This is a genomic window from Nocardia sp. NPDC050406, from assembly GCF_044459025.1.
Lineage (GTDB): Bacteria > Actinomycetota > Actinomycetes > Mycobacteriales > Mycobacteriaceae > Nocardia.
In genome coordinates this window covers 236,390-251,262 of the sequence record NZ_JBITIM010000005.1, presented here as the reverse complement: position 1 = coordinate 251,262, position 14,873 = coordinate 236,390, and the positions used below count along the sequence as shown (strand labels likewise).

The window sequence follows — 14,873 nt, the reverse complement described above, 5'->3', positions numbered from 1 at the left end:
GCCCGGTCCCATTCCGAACCCGGAAGCTAAGGCCACCTGCGCCGATGGTACTGCACTCGACAGGGTGTGGGAGAGTAGGACACCGCCGGAACATCCTTCGCGAAAGGGGACCCAACACTGGGTCCCCTTTCGGCGTTTCAGCACCCGGCACCGCGAGGTCGCTCGACGGTGCGTGATTGAATTTAGGTCGGCGGGCACCAACCGTCGGCCCTCACGCGCAGCGCCGCGGCCGGGTACGGCAGGCAACAAGACTAGAGAGGGATCACCGTGTCGGAGCAGAACGACGGTCGCAAGCCGTTCCGCCGTAGCAGCGGATCGGGCCAGGGCGGTGGCAACCGTTCGGGACGTGACGGCGCGGGTGATCGACGCGACGAGGGCCGCTCCTCGGCCCCCCGCGGCGGCGGGTTCAACCGCGGTGGCGGTGGTGGCTACAACCGTGAAGGCGGCCGTGGCCGCGAGGACGACCGCGGCCCCCGTCGAGAGGGCGAGCGGGGCGGATTCCGTCGCGATGATGACCGTGGACCGCGCCGCGAAGGCGATCGCGGTGGTTTCCGTCGTGACGATGACCGCGGTCCGCGCCGCGACAACGACCGTGGTTCGTTCCGTCGTGATGATGATCGCGGCCCCCGTCGCGAGGGCGGCGACCGTGGCGGTTTCCGCCGTGACGACGATCGTGGACCGCGCCGTGAAGGTGATCGCGGTGGTTTCCGACGCGAGGGTGAGCGCGGCGGCGGTCGCGGCGGCTTTTCGCGCGACAGTCGCGACAGCGGCACCCGTGGTGGGTTCAACCGTGACAACGCGGGACGGGGCGAGAGCTCGGGACGCGGTTACGGGCGCGGTCAAGGCGAGCGAGAAGGCTTCGGGCGCAGTGGTTTCGGCGGCGAGCGGCGCGAGGGCGGCTTCAAGGGCGGCTCGGGTCGCGACGCGAGCCGAGGTGGCGACGAGCGCCGCGGCTATGGCCGCGACAGCGGTGAGCGCCGGAGTTTCGGGCGCGACAACGACGACCGCCGTGGCGCGAGCCGCGAGGGCGACGACCGTCGGAGCTTCGGTCGCGACAGCGAACGACGCAATGTCGGGCGCGACAGCGATGAGCGTCGCGGGCCCGGTCGCGACAGCGGCGAACGCCGGAGTTTCGGCCGTGACAATGACGAGCGGCGCGGACCGGGGCGCGACAGCGGCGAGCGCCGTGGTTTCGGTCGGGACAGCGGTGAGCGTCGGAGTTTCGGGCGCGACAACGACGAGCGTCGCGGGCCCGCGCGGGACTCTGGTGATCGGCGTCGTGGCGGTGAAGGCGCGCACGCGGGCGGGCGTGGCGGCGAGCGGCGTCCGGCGCGGCCCGATGAGCCGAATCTGCCCGAGGACGTGCAGGCCAGCGATCTCGAACCCGCGGTGCGCCGCGATCTGCTGAGCCTGGACAAGAGCAATGCCGAGACCGTGGCCCGCCACCTGGTGATGGTGGCGCGCCTGCTCGACGAGGCCCCCGAGCTGGCTCTCGAACATGCCCGCGCGGCGCGTCAGCGCGCCGGTCGTATCGCGGTGGTGCGCGAGACCGCCGGTGTCGCGGCCTATCACGCGGGTGAATGGGCCGAGGCGCTGTCGGAGCTGCGCACCGCGCGCCGGATGTCCGGTGGCGCGGGTCTGCTGGCCGTCATGGCGGATTGCGAACGTGGCCTGGGCCGTCCGGAGCGCGCCATCGAACTCGGTCGCAGTGATGAGGCCAGGGCGCTGCAAGGCGACGAGGCCACCGAACTGCGCATCGTGGTCGCGGGCGCGCGCATGGATCTCGGCCAGTACGACCAGGCCGTGGTCACCCTGCAAACCCCCGAACTCGATCCCGCGCGCACCGGTTCCGCCGCGGCACGCCTCGACTACGCCTACGCCGAGGCGCTCTTGGCCGCCGACCGCGGCGAAGAGGCGCTGACCTGGTTCATGAACGCCGCCGCGGCCGACGTGGACGGTGAGACCGACGCCGAGGAGCGCGCCGCCGAGCTGGCGGACCCGGATTCGGTGGAGTGGGCGGCCAACGAGGCCTTCGACGACGAGGACGACGACACCGAAGACGAGGCGGCCGAAGGCAATTCGGACGCGGAGGCTTCGGCCGACGATCTGCCAGGCGACGGCGTGGCCGACGAAGCGGATTCGGCACAAGAAGCGCCGCGCACCCCCGCCTCTGGTGATAGCGACACCGCCGCGCTGGCCGATGCCGTCGCGGATGTGGAGGCCGCCGAGGACGCGGTGGCAGCGGATTTCGGTGATGCGAAGCCCACCGCGGACAAGCGCTCCGACCAGGATTTCGACGACGAACAGTAGGAACACCGGCACCGTGGCCTTCGCCACGGTGCCGGATTCGTATGAGCAGTAAGGGGTTCGGTATGCGGCTACGGGGCCGGTTCGGCGCGCTTCTCCTCGACCTGGACGGCACTCTCTTTCGCGGACACAAGCCGATACCCGGTGCGGCACAGGCCCTTGCGGGCACGCCCGAGGACACCCAGCGCCTGCTCTACGTCACCAACAACGCCAGCCGCTCCGCCACCTCCGTGGCCGAGCATCTGCGCGAATTGGGTTTCGACGCCAGCGCGGACGAGGTGGTGACCAGCGCCCAAGCGGCCGCGCACCTGCTCGCCTCTCGGCTCGCCCCGGGGTCCACTGTGCTCGTCGTCGGCACCGACGACCTGGTAGCCGAGGTGAAAGCCGTTGGCCTGCAACCCATCCGCCGCTTCGACGGCGCGGCTCCCGATGCCGTGGTGCAGGGCCACAACCCGCAGACCGCCTGGGCCGATCTCGCCGAGGCGGCCTACGCGCTGCGCGCGGGCGCGCTGTGGGTGGCGGCCAATACCGACGCCACCCTCCCCAACGAACGCGGCCTAGCCCCCGGCAACGGTTCCATGGTCGCCGCCCTGCGCACCGCCTCCGAGCGGGAACCCATGGTCGCGGGCAAGCCCTACGCCCCGCTCATGGAAGACGCCCTCACTCGCGCCCAGACACGTGACGCGCTGGTGGTCGGCGACCGCCTCGACACCGATATCGACGGCGCGCATACCGCCGGTCTCGAATCCCTCATGGTCCTCACCGGCGTGAGCACGCTCGACGATCTGCGCAAACGATCCGACCGCCTCCCCACCTACATCGCGGAATCCCTCGATGCCCTGAACCATCCGGTAGTCGACACCGCGCCCCTGGTGGAGGGCGACGGCGACCTGGTCGACCGCATTGCCGACCTGCTGCGCCAGCACCCCGGCCGCGCCCTCGTCGTCGCGCCGCCACCGGCCGCGCAGGACGCCTGACTCAGGCGGGTTTGCGCGCCTCGACCAGCGTGCGCGCCGAATACGCCACGAAAGGCCCCTCGGCCTCGATCCGCTCGTGCAGTTCGCGCAAACGGTCGCGGTACTGCTCGACGGTGAATCCCGGAACCATCCAGATGACCTTGCGCAGGAAGTAGATCACCGCCCCGATATCGCGGAACTCCATGCGCAACCGCTCGGTCCGCGACTGCACGATCTCGAGCCCGGCGGCGCGTGCCTCGGCGGCCTCGGTCTCCGGGTCGCGCCCCTTGCGCGCCTCCGGCTGCGGGCCGAGGAAGTACTCCACCAGCTCGAAGACACTTGCCGGGCCGACATGTTGAGCGAAGTACGTGCCGCCCGGCGCGAGCACCCGCGCGATCTCCGACCACCAAATAGTGGCCGGATGCCGACTGGTCACCAGATCGAACGCCTCGTCGGCGAACGGCAACGGCGGCTCGTCCGGATCCGCGACCACCACCACGCCCCGAGGATGCAGCAACCGCGTCGCCTTCACCAGATTCGGCGGCCACGATTCCGTCGCCACCATCGTCGGCGGATACTTCTCCGCCTCCGCGAGCACCTCGCCGCCACCGGTCTGAATATCCAACGCCGCCCGCGCCTCGGCCAACCGCTCGGCCTGCCGCCGCTGATACCCCCACGACGGCCGCTCCTCGCTGGCTCGCCCCTCGAGCCAGGAGAAATCCCACCCATCCACCGACACCGACTCGGCCTCCGCCACGAGCTCTTCGAAGTTCCGTCCCATTTCTCCGATCCTGGCAGACCCGGGCAACCGGTTTTCGCACCGCGCCGTCGCCCGCCCGGTCGGCGGCCGGATCGGAGGGGAGCGGTACGTGTGTTCGAATACGAGTTCGGGTAGCGTTGTCGCCACGATGACTATGTCCACGCCCAACCCGCATGCGCCTGCGCCCGGTCCCCGTCCGGGGGTGCCGGTGCCCGGTCAACATTTGCCGGGTGCGAATCAGCCGGAGTTCGCCGACCCCGACAAGGTGCGCGCGGAGGTCGAGGAGTTGTTGGCGGAATTGACCGCGGGCGCACGGGATTCGGCGGGGGAGGGCACCGACATTCAGCGGCGGGCCCGCATTCTCGAGCAGGCGCACGAGGTGTTGGTGCAGGCCCTGGCAACGGTGGACAAGATCTGAGGTGGCCAGGCGCGCGCGAGTGGACGCGGAACTGGTTCGCCGCGGGTTGGCGCGGTCGCGGGAACACGCGGTCGAGCTGATCAACGCGGGCCGTGTCCTGATCAATGGGACGGTCGCCACCAAACCGGCGACGGCGTTGGAGGCCGGAACCCCGCTACTGGTGCGGGAACAGCCCGATGAGGTGCAGTGGGCGTCGCGGGGCGCGCACAAGCTCTTGGGCGCGTTGGAGGCCTTCGAACCCGAGGGCGTGAGCGTCGAGGGCAAACGCTGCCTGGACGCGGGCGCGTCCACGGGCGGCTTCACCGATGTGCTGCTCTCACGCGGCGCGAAGGAGGTCGTTGCCGCCGATGTGGGCTACGGCCAGCTGATCTGGCGACTCCAGAACGACGACCGGGTACTGGTGCACGATCGCACCAATGTGCGCGCCCTGACCCCGGAACTCATCGGCGGCACAGTCGAATTGGTGGTCGCGGACCTCTCGTTCATCTCCCTCGGGCTGGTACTGCCCGCGCTGGCGCAGTGCTGCGCGATGGGCGCGGACCTGCTGCCGATGGTCAAGCCGCAGTTCGAGGTCGGCAAGGACCGCGTGGGATCCGGTGGCGTGGTGCGTGATCCGGCCCTGCGCGCCGAAGCGGTGCGCGAAGTCGCCGCCACCGCCGCGAAATTGGGGCTGCGCACGCGCGGCGTGGTGGCGAGTCCGCTGCCCGGACCGTCCGGCAATGTCGAGTACTTCCTGTGGCTGCGTAAGGAATCCGCTGGCGATCTGTCGAGTCTCGCGGCGAAGAACCGCGAGGCCGCCGATGCCGAGGACGGCGGCGACCGGGCACCTGTCACCGCCTCCGCATACGATGCAGCCGAGGAAGCGAGGGTGGCGGCGCTCATCGAGCGCGCGGTGGAGGAGGGTCCGCAGTGAACACTGCGAGTGGTGTGTCCGGATCCGGTGCGACGCGGGAGATTCTGCTGGTCGCGCATCCGGGCCGGGCCGAGCTCACCGAGACCGCGCACCGGGTGGCGAAGATCTTCGAGGACGCGGGCATCGGGCTGTGGGTGCTCGAGGACGAGGCGTACAGCACCCGATTCGACACCGACGACCAGGGACGGCCCGACGGCTATCCGGTGCGGGTGACCGAACACGGGCCGCACGCGGCGACCGGCTGCGAGATGGTGCTCGCCCTGGGTGGCGACGGCACCTTCCTGCGCGCCGCCGAACTGGCCCGCGAGGCCGCCGTGCCGGTGCTCGGAATCAACCTGGGCCGCATCGGATTCCTCACCGAGGCCGAGGCGGAGAACCTGGACGAGGCGCTGGCGCAGGTGGTGCGCGGCGACTACACCGTCGAACGGCGCATGACCATCGATGTCAGTGTGCGCGTGGACGATACCGTCACCGAATACGGGTGGGCGCTCAACGAGGCCAGTATCGAGAACGGCGCGCGCATGGGCGTGCTCGAGGTCATTCTCGAGGTCGACGGCCGCCCGGTGTCGTCCTTCGGCTGCGACGGTGTGCTCATCTCCACCCCCACCGGCTCGACCGCCTACGCCTTCTCCGCGGGCGGCCCGGTGGTCTGGCCCGAACTCGAAGCGCTGCTGGTCATTCCGAGCAATGCGCACGCGCTGTTCGCGCGGCCGCTGGTGACCAGCCCGGATTCGCTCATCGCGGTGGAGACCGCCGCGACGGGCCATGATGCGATAGTTTTCCTCGACGGTCGACGCACCCTCGCATTGCCGCGGGGCGGCCGGGTCGAGGCGGTCCGAGGGGCCGAACCGGTACTGCTGGTGCGGCTGGATTCCGCACCCTTCGCGGACCGGATGGTGCGCAAATTCCAGTTGCCCGTGACAGGCTGGCGGGGCCGACGGCGAACGGAGAGCACGAGTGCTGACAGAGATCAGGATTGACGGCCTGGGCGTCATTTCCACCGCCACAGCGCAATTCCATGAGGGTTTGACCTGTTTGACCGGTGAGACGGGCGCGGGCAAGACCATGGTGGTGACGAGCCTGCACCTGCTCAGCGGTGCGCGCGCGGACGCCGGGCGCGTCCGGTTGGGCGCGTCGCGGGCGGTGGTGGAGGGGCGGTTCACCGTCGACGAGGTGCACGAGGGCGCGCGCACCGCAGTGGACGAAGTTCTCGAATCCGCTGCGGCGGAACGGGATGAGGACGGCAGCATCATCGCGGTGCGCACGGTCGGCAGCGACGGCCGCTCGCGAGCGAGCCTGGGCGGGCGCAGCGTACCCGCCTCGGTGCTGTCGGATTTCACGACGCCGCTGCTCACGGTGCACGGGCAGAACGACCAGCTGCGCTTGCAGCGGCCCGACCAGCAGCTGCACGCCCTGGACCAATTCGCCTCCGACACCGTCGATTCGCTGCTGCGCAAGTACCAGAAGGAACGGCGCAAATGGCTCGACGCCCGCAATGAGCTGCTCGAACGCACCGCGCGCAGTAGGGAACTCGCGCTCGAGGCGGACCGGCTCAAATACTCGCTCGACGAAATCGACGCCATCGCACCGGAACCCGGTGAGGACGAGCGCCTGGTCGGCGAGATCCGGCGGCTCTCGGACCTGGATTCGCTGCGCGAGGCGGCCGCGGCGGCGCACGACGCGCTGGCCGGGCCCGCCGATACGCCCGGTGAGGGCGGGGGAGCGCTCGACCTGCTCGGCGGCGCGCGCGCCCGCATCGAGACCGCCGACGATCCGGCGCTGGCCGCGCTGGCTCCGCGCCTGGGCGATGCCATCTCGGTGGTGGTGGATCTGACCACCGAGCTGAGCTCCTACCTCTCGGATCTGCCGTCCGACCCCGGCGCGCTCGACACCATGCTCACCCGGCAGGCCGAACTCAAAACGCTCACCAGGAAATACGCCCCCGATATCGACGGCGTCATCAAGTGGGCCGAGGAGTCGCGCACGCGGCTGGAATCCCTCGACGTCTCGGAAGAGGCGCTCGCCGCGTTGGCGGCCGAGGTGGATACCGCCGCGGACAAGGTGCGCGAAGCGGCCCGCAAGCTCACCACCGCACGCACCAAGGCGGCGGGCAAGCTCGCCAGTGCCGTGAGCGCGGAGCTGTCCGGATTGGCCATGGGCCGGGCCAAACTCGAGGTGGTGGTGCGTCCGCTGGTGGCCGGAGCCCAGGATTCCGCGCCGCTGACGGTGGACGGCCAGGAACTGCATGCCGGGTCGACCGGTGTGGACGAGGTGGAGTTCCGGCTCGCCGCGCACTCGGGCGCGCAGCCGCTGCCCTTGAGCAAGAGCGCCTCCGGCGGTGAGCTCTCCCGTGTCATGCTCGCCCTCGAGGTGGTGTTGGCCAGCTCCGATCACGGCACGACCATGGTGTTCGACGAGGTCGACGCCGGTGTCGGCGGCCGCGCCGCCGTCGAGATCGGCCGCCGCCTGGCCCGATTGGCCCGCACCCACCAGGTCATCGTGGTCACCCACCTGCCGCAGGTCGCGGCCTTCGCCGACACCCACCTGGTGGTCGACAAGGTCGACGACGGCAAGGGCGTGAACTCCGGTGTCCGGGCGCTCACCCAGGACGAGCGCGTCGCCGAACTCGCCCGCATGCTCGCGGGTCTCGGCGATACCGAGACCGGTCGCGCCCACGCCTGGGAGCTGCTCACCACCGCGCACGCCGAAAAGGTCGGCGCGGCGGATTGATCGCGCCGGAACCGCTCAATCGGTGTGCGGCGCTTCGGCTTCGGCGAGCGCGGCCCGTACCAGGGCGCGCGCCGACCAGACCATGAGATCGGCCGCGCCTTCCGGATCGAGGGCGCAGCTGTCGCGCGTACTGACCAGGGCCTCCACGCCGAAGACGAGCGTGATGGCGTGAACGAGGCGGTCCAGCCGCGCCGGGGATAGTCGGTCGGCGAGCGGTTCCACTGCCGCGCGGGCCAATTCGAGGCGGGTGGTGCCGCGTACCGGAACCCGCTCGGATTCCGGCAGCTCCTGCTGCTCGAACCAGCGGTCCAGGGTGGCGCGCAGGACGGTCCGCCACAGCACCTCGTCGGCCAGCTGCATCTCGGCGGTGCGCCGCACCACGGTATCGATGCGCTGCTCCGCGTCGTCGCCGGTCAGCTCCTCCACGACGCGAAAGAAGTCGCCGCGCAGGGTCTGTTCGCGGCTGGCGAGATCGGCCCACAGCGACTGCGGGTTGGGGAAATAGCGGTACGCCGTGGCGGTGGAGACGCGCGCCGCCTCGGCCACCTCGGGGATCGAGGGCGAGCGGCCGTCCTTGGCCAGAGCTATCGCCGCGTCGAGGAGGGCCTCGCGAGTGCGCATCTTCTGATTCTGTCGACCACTCGTGAGAAATTTCTCTTGACGTGAGACACTCATCTCACGAAGATAGCAGAATCTCACAAAGCCGGGAGGAGCTGTGATGACCAAGGACGAGATGGACGCGATCTTCGCCAAACATGTTGCGGCGGAGGCGAACAATGATGTCGAGGCGATTCTGGAGACGCTCACCGACGACGCCGAGCACGACGCCGTGGGTGATCCGGAGGGATTGTTGACCGACAGGGAGGCCATCGCGCGGCGCTATCGGGCGCTGTTCGGGGCCTTGGCGGAGGACAAATTCGAAACCCAGCGGCGGTACTACGGCGAGGACTTCTTCGTCGACGATTCGCACTGGTACGGCCGGGTGACCGGCGAGTTCATGGGGATTCCGGGTGGAAACCGGCCGCTGAACTTCCGGATTCTGCATGTCTGCGAATTCCGGGACGGGCGGATCAGCCGGGAGAACGTCTGGCTGGATATGGCCGCCATCATGTCGCAGCTCGCGCCGAGCGCCCATGCGTAGGGCGGTCGCGGTCGCGGTGGTCGCCGGGTGTCTGGTCGCGGGAGTCGCAGGTGCGACCGGGGCCCAGCCCATCGCCGATGCGGGGAGTGCGGCGATGCGGGAGTCCGAGCCCAAGGAATCGCTGGGCCCGTTCGAGCAGGAGAGCCAGTGTCTCGCGCGCGGGAATCGGGGTATCGAGCGCGGTGAGTGGGCCGACTACGAATGTGTCGGCGGGCCGGGATCGTGGTGGGTCCAGCCGAGATGAAGCCGGGGGTGTGACGATCGAACGGCCGGGCGGCACCGGCCGTTCGATCGTCGCTTTCCTACTTGACGGCCTTGCGGACGCCGCTCAGCAGCGCGTTGATCAGGCCCTTCAGACCCACCTCGAGGGCCTTGGCCGGAACGGGCAGGCTCGGCTCGGAATCCATCGTGTAGACCACGCGGGTGCCGCCGGGCGCATCGGCGAAGGTGATGGTGCCGAAGTGGCGCTTCACCGGCGCCCCCGCCACGATCTTGTAGACCATGCGCTCATTGGGCACCAGTTCGACGGTCTCCTCGGTGACGCCGAGCCCACCCACGCCGAGCTTGTACCGCGCGCCCACTCCGGACGGGCTGCCCGCGCCCGGCGTGACGAGCGAGATCTGAATGGGCAGATACGCGCTCAGCGCATCGCGATCGGAGAGCAGCTTGTAGACGGTCTCCCGAGGCGCGGCGATAACGGTGTCGACGGTGGTACTGGCCATGACTGCGATGTCTCCTTGTGTCGAGCTGCCATACCGAATCCCCTGTATGTCCGGAACAGCTTCGTCCGGAGCATATCGGTACCACCGGTAACGGGCACTGGGCGAATCGGCCAAATCCTGTCATCACTGTGACGAATGGGTCGGGTGGGGAGACGGCGCGCCTCCACCAATGGTTGAGACTTTGGGGTGATCATCGGTCGTTATGAAGATGTTGGCCTTGTTGTCGAAGCCCACCGAGACGCTGCCCGGGCTGTCCGGGATTGCCCGGGTCGACCGCAATACCCGGCGTCTGCTGCAACGCGTCGGCCCAGGCGACATCGTGGTGCTCGACGAGATGGACCTCGATCGCCTCACCGCGGACCGCCTCGTCGAGGCGGGGGTCGCGGTGGTGGTGAACGCGTCACCGTCCATCTCGGGCCGCTACCCGAATCTGGGGCCGGAAGTCCTTGTCGCCAACGGGATTCTGCTCCTCGACACCGTCAGCACCGATGTGTTCAGCCGTCTCAAGGACGGCACCAAGGTACGCGTCGACGACGGAATCGTCTACAGCGACAAGCTGATCAAGAAGGAGCCCGAGGTCCTGGTCGAGTGCGTGGAGCTCACCGAGGCCTCGATCGCCGAGCGCATGATCGAGGCCCGCAACGGTCTCGCCGATCACCTGGAAGCGTTCGCGGGCAACACCATCGAGTTCATCCGCACCGAAAGCGGTTTGCTCATCGACGGAATCGGCGTCCCCGAACTCCGAATCGATATGCGCAAAAGGCATGTCGTGGTGGTGGCCGACGGGTCCGACCACGCCGAGGACCTCAAACGCATCAAACCGTTCATCAAGGAGTACGCGCCCATCCTCGTCGGCGTCGGCCGCGGCGCGGATACCTTGACCCGCAACGGATATCAGCCCGACCTCATTGTCGGCGATCCGGAGGAGATCACCGCCACCACGCTCAAATGCGGCGCCGAGGTGATCCTGCCCGCCGATACCGACGGCCACGCCAAGGGTTTGGAGCGCATCCAGGATCTGGGTATCGGCGCGACCACCTTCCCGTCCTCGGGCGCGGCCGCCGACCTGGCGCTGCTGCTGGCCGGGCACCACGGGGCCGCGCTCATCGTCACCTGCGGCGCCGCCGCCTCCCTCGACGACTTCTTCGACCGCGGCCGCCGCGACTCCAATCCGGCCACCTTCCTCACCCGACTCAAACTCGGCACCAAACTCATGGACGCCAAAGCCGTTGCCGCGCTGTACCGTCACGGCGGTTCGGGCTGGGCGGTGGCGCTGGTGGTGCTCGCCGCGCTGGTGGCGCTGATCGTGGCGCTGCTGGCCACCCGCTCCGGCGGCGCGGCGATCGATTGGGGTATCGACACCTGGAACCGATTCGAGCTGTGGGTTCGCGGGCTATTCGACCAACGCATCTAGGGGACGCATGATTTCGCTTCGCTACCACGCGGTTTCGATCGCGGCGGTCTTTCTGGCCCTCGCGGTCGGCGTGGTGCTGGGCACCCGCACGCAGACGGACGGGCTATTGCCCGGAATCGGCGAGGGCGGCGCACAGGCCGAGGACCTGCGCGCCGAGAACGCCCGACTCGCAGAGCAATTGAGGGCCTCCGACGCGTTCCTGGCGGGCGCGGCGCCCAAACTGCTCGGCGGCGCGCTCGCCAACCGCGGTGTCGTGGTGTTCACCACCCCGGATGCCGAACTCTCCGATGTGGATTCGGTCACCAAGGCGCTCACCACCGCCGGTGCCACGGTGAGCGGACAGGTCGCGCTCACCAATGCCTTCACCGACTCCACCGAGGGTGACCGGCTGCGCACGGCGCTCGCGAATCTGGTGCCCGCGGGCGCGCAGCTCGGTACGGGCGCGACCGATCAGGGCAGCCTCGGCGGCGATGTGCTCGGCCTGCTGCTGCTCACCGATCCGGCCAACGGCGCGCCGCGCGGGTCCGATCAGGAACGCGGCCTCGCCCTCGAAACCCTGCGCGGCGGCGGCTTTCTCAACCCGGTCGGCGAGGTGCGGCCCGGGAATCTCGCCGTGGTCGTCACCGGCGACGGCGTGCGCGCCGACGAGAATCAGCGCGGCACCATCATCGCCCGCTTCGCCGGGGGCCTGAAAGCGCGCGGCGCGGGCGTCGTCCTGGCCGGTCGTCAGGGCGCCGCCGAAGGCTCCGGACCCATCTCGGTGGCGCGCGAGGAAGCCCCCCTGGCAACGGTCACCACCGTCGACAATGTGGACCGTGAGATCGGCCGCATGACCACCGCGCTCGGCCTGACCGAGCAGCTGAGCGGTGGCACCGGGCGATACGGCACCGGCGCGAAGGCGACCTCGCTCACAGTCGCGGCCATGCCACGCTGAACTGATAGCTAATCGGCGGCGATCGGTCCGCGCGGCGGGTGAACAGGCCCGCGGATCCGTGTTACCGTGGAGTCCCGTGGGTCAATCACGGATTCCGGCGCGCGCGGCCACGAAGCACATCTTCGTTTCCGGCGGAGTCGCCTCATCACTCGGTAAGGGCCTGACCGCCTCCAGCCTCGGCCAGCTGCTCACATCGCGCGGATTGCGCGTCACGATGCAGAAGCTGGATCCGTACCTCAATGTCGATCCCGGCACCATGAACCCTTTCCAGCACGGAGAGGTGTTCGTGACCGAGGACGGCGCGGAGACGGACCTGGACGTCGGGCATTACGAACGCTTCCTCGACCGCGATCTGTCGGGGTACGCCAATGTCACCACCGGCCAGATCTATTCGACGGTGATCGCCAAGGAGCGCCGCGGCGAATACCTCGGCGATACCGTCCAGGTGATTCCGCATATCACCGACGAGATCAAGAACCGGATCACCGCCATGGCGGGACCGGACCTCTACGGGCAGGTCCCGGATGTGGTCATCACCGAGATCGGCGGCACCGTCGGCGATATCGAGTCCCAGCCCTTCCTCGAGGCGGCCCGACAGATCCGCCACGAGGTGGGTCGCGACAACTGCTTCTTCCTGCACGTCACCCTGGTGCCGTACCTGGGCCCCTCCGGCGAGCTCAAGACCAAGCCGACCCAGCACTCGGTGGCGGCGCTGCGCAATATCGGCATTCAGCCCGACGCGCTGATCCTGCGCTGCGACCGCGAGGTGCCGCAGCCGCTCAAGAACAAGATCGCGCTCATGTGCGACGTGGATGTGGACGCCTGCGTCTCCACCCCCGACGCGCCGTCCATCTACGACATTCCCAAGGTGCTGCACCGCGAGGGCCTCGACGCCTACGTGGTGCGCAAGCTGGGACTGCCCTTCCGGGACGTGGATTGGACCATCTGGGGCGATCTGCTCGACCGGGTGCACAACCCGCGCGAGCAGGTCACCGTGGCGTTGGTCGGCAAGTACGTCGATCTGCCCGATGCCTACCTGTCGGTCACCGAGGCGCTGCGCGCGGGCGGATTCGCCTCGCACGCCAAGGTGAACATCCGCTGGGTGCAGTCCGACGAGTGCGAGACCGAGGCGGGCGCCCGCGAGCATCTCTCCGATGTGGACGGCATTCTCATTCCGGGCGGCTTCGGCATTCGCGGTATCGAGGGCAAGGTCGGCGCGATCCGCTACGCCCGCACGCATGGCATTCCGCTGCTGGGCCTGTGCCTGGGCTTGCAGTGCGTGGTGATCGAGGCGGCGCGGTCGGTGGGTCTCACCGACGCCAACTCCGCCGAATTCGAGCCCGACGTCAAGTATCCGGTCATCTCGACCATGGCCGATCAGGAACAGATCGTGGCCGGTGAGGCCGATCTGGGCGGCACCATGCGCCTCGGCGCGTACCCCGCGGTCCTGTCCAAGGGTTCGGTGGTGGCGCAGGCGTACGGCACCACCGAGGTGTCCGAACGGCACCGGCACCGCTACGAGGTGAACAACGCCTACCGCGACAAGATCGCCAAGAGCGGTCTGAAGTTCAGCGGCGTCTCGCCGGACGGCCATCTGGTGGAGTTCGTCGAGCTACCTCAGGACAAGCACCCGTTCTTCGTGGCCACCCAGGCGCATCCGGAGCTCAAGAGCCGCCCGACCCGCCCGCATCCGCTGTTCGCGGCGCTCATCGCGGCGGCGCTGAAATACAAGGCGGCCGAACGGCTTCCGGTGGAGATCCCGGAGGCGGCGGTGGCCGAAGCGGGTGAGAAAGTATCGAAATGACCTTCGAGCACAGCGAATCGGCCCCCGGCACCCATGAGTTCGACGTAGTCGACAGCCGCACCGTCTACGCGGGCGCGATTCTCGCGCTGCGCTTGGACGAGGTGGCCATGCCGGGCGGCCGAGTCGCCGAGCGCGAGGTCATCGAACACCATCCCGCGGTCGCGGTGGTGGCGCTGGAGGGCGACGACACCGTCGTCCTCATCAATCAGTACCGGCATCCGGTCGGGCGGCGACTGTTGGAGCTGCCCGCCGGACTGCTCGACAAGCCGGGCGAGGATCCCCTCGAAGCGGCCCGCCGCGAACTCGCCGAGGAAACGGGCCTCGCGGCCCACGACTGGTCGGTCCTCGTCGATGTCGCCCTCTCCCCGGGCTTCACCGACGAGGCCCTACGCATCTACCTGGCCACCGACCTCTATGAAACCGACCGCCCCACCCCAGAATTGGAAGAGGCGGATATCGAGATCGTCCGCATGCCCCTCGACGAGGCCGTGCGCAAGGCCCTGGCCGGAGAGATCACCAACGCCACCGCCGTCGCGGGCGTCCTGGCCTTGGTGACGGCCCGCGCGAGCGGCGCGCCCCTGCGCCCCGCCGATGCGCCCTGGCCGGGCATGCCGACCGCGTTCCTGGACCGCAAAGCGGACGAAAGCAGCGAAAACTAGCTCGCCGCACCGGCCTGGGCGGCGAGGCGCTCGCTCGGCGGGTACTCGCGCATCTCCGTTCAATACCAAGCGGTCTCGATTGCGTGTTCGGTCGGCGAGTTCGTCGGGGGTGGCT

14 protein-coding genes, 1 rRNA gene and 1 pseudogene are annotated in these 14,873 nt (G+C 69.2%); 13 read left to right on the top strand and 3 right to left on the bottom strand.

The window, feature by feature from the left end; translation table 11 throughout:
- From rrf to ACIBH2_RS32825, 3 genes and pseudogenes are all read left to right on the top strand, one after another.
- A 5S ribosomal RNA gene (gene rrf, locus ACIBH2_RS32835) occupies nucleotides 1-91 on the top strand; the annotation flags it as partial.
- 926 nt (nucleotides 92-1,017) lie between these two features.
- Nucleotides 1,018-2,004: pseudogene (locus ACIBH2_RS32830) on the top strand (hypothetical protein); the annotation flags it as partial.
- A gap of 347 nt (nucleotides 2,005-2,351) precedes the next feature.
- Nucleotides 2,352-3,284, top strand: a complete 933-nt coding sequence (locus ACIBH2_RS32825; RefSeq protein WP_397124693.1) for an HAD-IIA family hydrolase — start codon at nucleotides 2,352-2,354, stop codon at nucleotides 3,282-3,284.
- 1 nt (nucleotide 3,285) lies between these two features.
- Here the strand turns inward: ACIBH2_RS32825 and ACIBH2_RS32820 are convergent, their stop codons facing one another.
- The gene (locus ACIBH2_RS32820; RefSeq protein ID WP_397124691.1) at nucleotides 3,286-4,044 is read right to left on the bottom strand and encodes a class I SAM-dependent methyltransferase; all 759 of its coding nucleotides are present in this window, start codon (nucleotides 4,042-4,044) and stop codon (nucleotides 3,286-3,288) included.
- A 133-nt stretch (nucleotides 4,045-4,177) separates the two neighbouring features.
- Here ACIBH2_RS32820 and ACIBH2_RS32815 point away from each other — a divergent pair, with 133 nt between their 5' ends.
- Genes ACIBH2_RS32815 through recN form a run of 4 tightly spaced genes read left to right on the top strand, consistent with a single transcriptional unit; the run spans nucleotide 4,178 to nucleotide 8,084 of the window.
- The gene (locus ACIBH2_RS32815) at nucleotides 4,178-4,441 is read left to right on the top strand and encodes a hypothetical protein (RefSeq protein WP_397124715.1); all 264 of its coding nucleotides are present in this window, start codon (nucleotides 4,178-4,180) and stop codon (nucleotides 4,439-4,441) included.
- Nucleotide 4,442: 1 nt separating this feature from the next.
- Nucleotides 4,443-5,354, top strand: a complete 912-nt coding sequence (locus ACIBH2_RS32810; protein WP_397124689.1) for a TlyA family RNA methyltransferase — start codon at nucleotides 4,443-4,445, stop codon at nucleotides 5,352-5,354.
- A gap of 14 nt (nucleotides 5,355-5,368) precedes the next feature.
- A complete protein-coding gene (locus tag ACIBH2_RS32805) occupies nucleotides 5,369-6,334 on the top strand; it encodes an NAD kinase (protein WP_397124713.1) in 966 nt (321 codons plus the stop codon).
- A complete protein-coding gene (gene recN, locus ACIBH2_RS32800) occupies nucleotides 6,312-8,084 on the top strand; it encodes a DNA repair protein RecN (protein ID WP_397124687.1) in 1,773 nt (590 codons plus the stop codon). Before ACIBH2_RS32805 ends, recN begins: the two co-directional genes overlap by 23 nt.
- A 15-nt stretch (nucleotides 8,085-8,099) precedes the next feature.
- Here the strand turns inward: recN and ACIBH2_RS32795 are convergent, their stop codons facing one another.
- Entirely contained in the window at nucleotides 8,100-8,705 is a 606-nt protein-coding gene (locus ACIBH2_RS32795; protein ID WP_397124685.1) for a TetR/AcrR family transcriptional regulator, read from the bottom strand.
- A gap of 97 nt (nucleotides 8,706-8,802) precedes the next feature.
- Between ACIBH2_RS32795 and ACIBH2_RS32790 the strand changes: the two genes are divergently transcribed.
- Together ACIBH2_RS32790 and ACIBH2_RS32785 are read left to right on the top strand one after the other, a co-directional pair.
- Nucleotides 8,803-9,225 carry an ester cyclase gene (locus tag ACIBH2_RS32790; RefSeq protein WP_397124683.1) on the top strand — a complete coding sequence of 141 codons (423 nt, stop codon included), beginning with the start codon at nucleotides 8,803-8,805 and terminating at the stop codon, nucleotides 9,223-9,225.
- Complete coding sequence (locus ACIBH2_RS32785) at nucleotides 9,218-9,469, top strand: hypothetical protein (RefSeq protein ID WP_397124681.1); 252 nt, start codon at nucleotides 9,218-9,220, stop codon at nucleotides 9,467-9,469. Before ACIBH2_RS32790 ends, ACIBH2_RS32785 begins: the two co-directional genes overlap by 8 nt.
- 58 nt (nucleotides 9,470-9,527) lie before the next feature.
- Here the strand turns inward: ACIBH2_RS32785 and ACIBH2_RS32780 are convergent, their stop codons facing one another.
- The gene (locus ACIBH2_RS32780) at nucleotides 9,528-9,947 is read right to left on the bottom strand and encodes an SRPBCC family protein (protein ID WP_397124679.1); all 420 of its coding nucleotides are present in this window, start codon (nucleotides 9,945-9,947) and stop codon (nucleotides 9,528-9,530) included.
- 202 nt (nucleotides 9,948-10,149) lie between these two features.
- On the opposite strand from ACIBH2_RS32780, the gene steA reads away from it, so the two are divergent.
- The 4 genes from steA to ACIBH2_RS32760 all read left to right on the top strand — a co-directional run bounded on the left by steA (nucleotide 10,150) and on the right by ACIBH2_RS32760 (nucleotide 14,758).
- Nucleotides 10,150-11,361 carry a putative cytokinetic ring protein SteA gene (gene steA / locus ACIBH2_RS32775; RefSeq protein WP_397124677.1) on the top strand — a complete coding sequence of 404 codons (1,212 nt, stop codon included), beginning with the start codon at nucleotides 10,150-10,152 and terminating at the stop codon, nucleotides 11,359-11,361.
- Nucleotides 11,362-11,368: 7 nt separating this feature from the next.
- Nucleotides 11,369-12,295, top strand: coding sequence for a copper transporter (locus ACIBH2_RS32770; protein WP_397124675.1), 927 nt, complete (start codon nucleotides 11,369-11,371; stop codon nucleotides 12,293-12,295).
- A gap of 76 nt (nucleotides 12,296-12,371) precedes the next feature.
- Entirely contained in the window at nucleotides 12,372-14,099 is a 1,728-nt protein-coding gene (locus ACIBH2_RS32765; RefSeq protein ID WP_397124673.1) for a CTP synthase, read from the top strand.
- On the top strand, nucleotides 14,096-14,758 hold the full coding sequence (locus ACIBH2_RS32760) for an NUDIX domain-containing protein (protein WP_397124671.1): 663 nt from the start codon (nucleotides 14,096-14,098) through the stop codon (nucleotides 14,756-14,758). Before ACIBH2_RS32765 ends, ACIBH2_RS32760 begins: the two co-directional genes overlap by 4 nt.
- Nucleotides 14,759-14,873 lie beyond the last annotated feature (115 nt).

Coding starts and splice junctions, on each gene's coding strand:
- ACIBH2_RS32825 (WP_397124693.1), top strand. CDS start 2,352: ATGAGCAGTAAGGGGTTCGGTATGCGGCTACGGGGCCGGTTCGGCGCG.
- ACIBH2_RS32820 (WP_397124691.1), bottom strand. CDS start 4,044: ATGGGACGGAACTTCGAAGAGCTCGTGGCGGAGGCCGAGTCGGTGTCG.
- ACIBH2_RS32815 (WP_397124715.1), top strand. CDS start 4,178: ATGTCCACGCCCAACCCGCATGCGCCTGCGCCCGGTCCCCGTCCGGGG.
- ACIBH2_RS32795 (WP_397124685.1), bottom strand. CDS start 8,705: ATGCGCACTCGCGAGGCCCTCCTCGACGCGGCGATAGCTCTGGCCAAG.
- ACIBH2_RS32790 (WP_397124683.1), top strand. CDS start 8,803: ATGACCAAGGACGAGATGGACGCGATCTTCGCCAAACATGTTGCGGCG.
- ACIBH2_RS32785 (WP_397124681.1), top strand. CDS start 9,218: ATGCGTAGGGCGGTCGCGGTCGCGGTGGTCGCCGGGTGTCTGGTCGCG.
- ACIBH2_RS32780 (WP_397124679.1), bottom strand. CDS start 9,947: ATGGCCAGTACCACCGTCGACACCGTTATCGCCGCGCCTCGGGAGACC.
- steA (WP_397124677.1), top strand. CDS start 10,150: ATGAAGATGTTGGCCTTGTTGTCGAAGCCCACCGAGACGCTGCCCGGG.
- ACIBH2_RS32770 (WP_397124675.1), top strand. CDS start 11,369: ATGATTTCGCTTCGCTACCACGCGGTTTCGATCGCGGCGGTCTTTCTG.
- ACIBH2_RS32760 (WP_397124671.1), top strand. CDS start 14,096: ATGACCTTCGAGCACAGCGAATCGGCCCCCGGCACCCATGAGTTCGAC.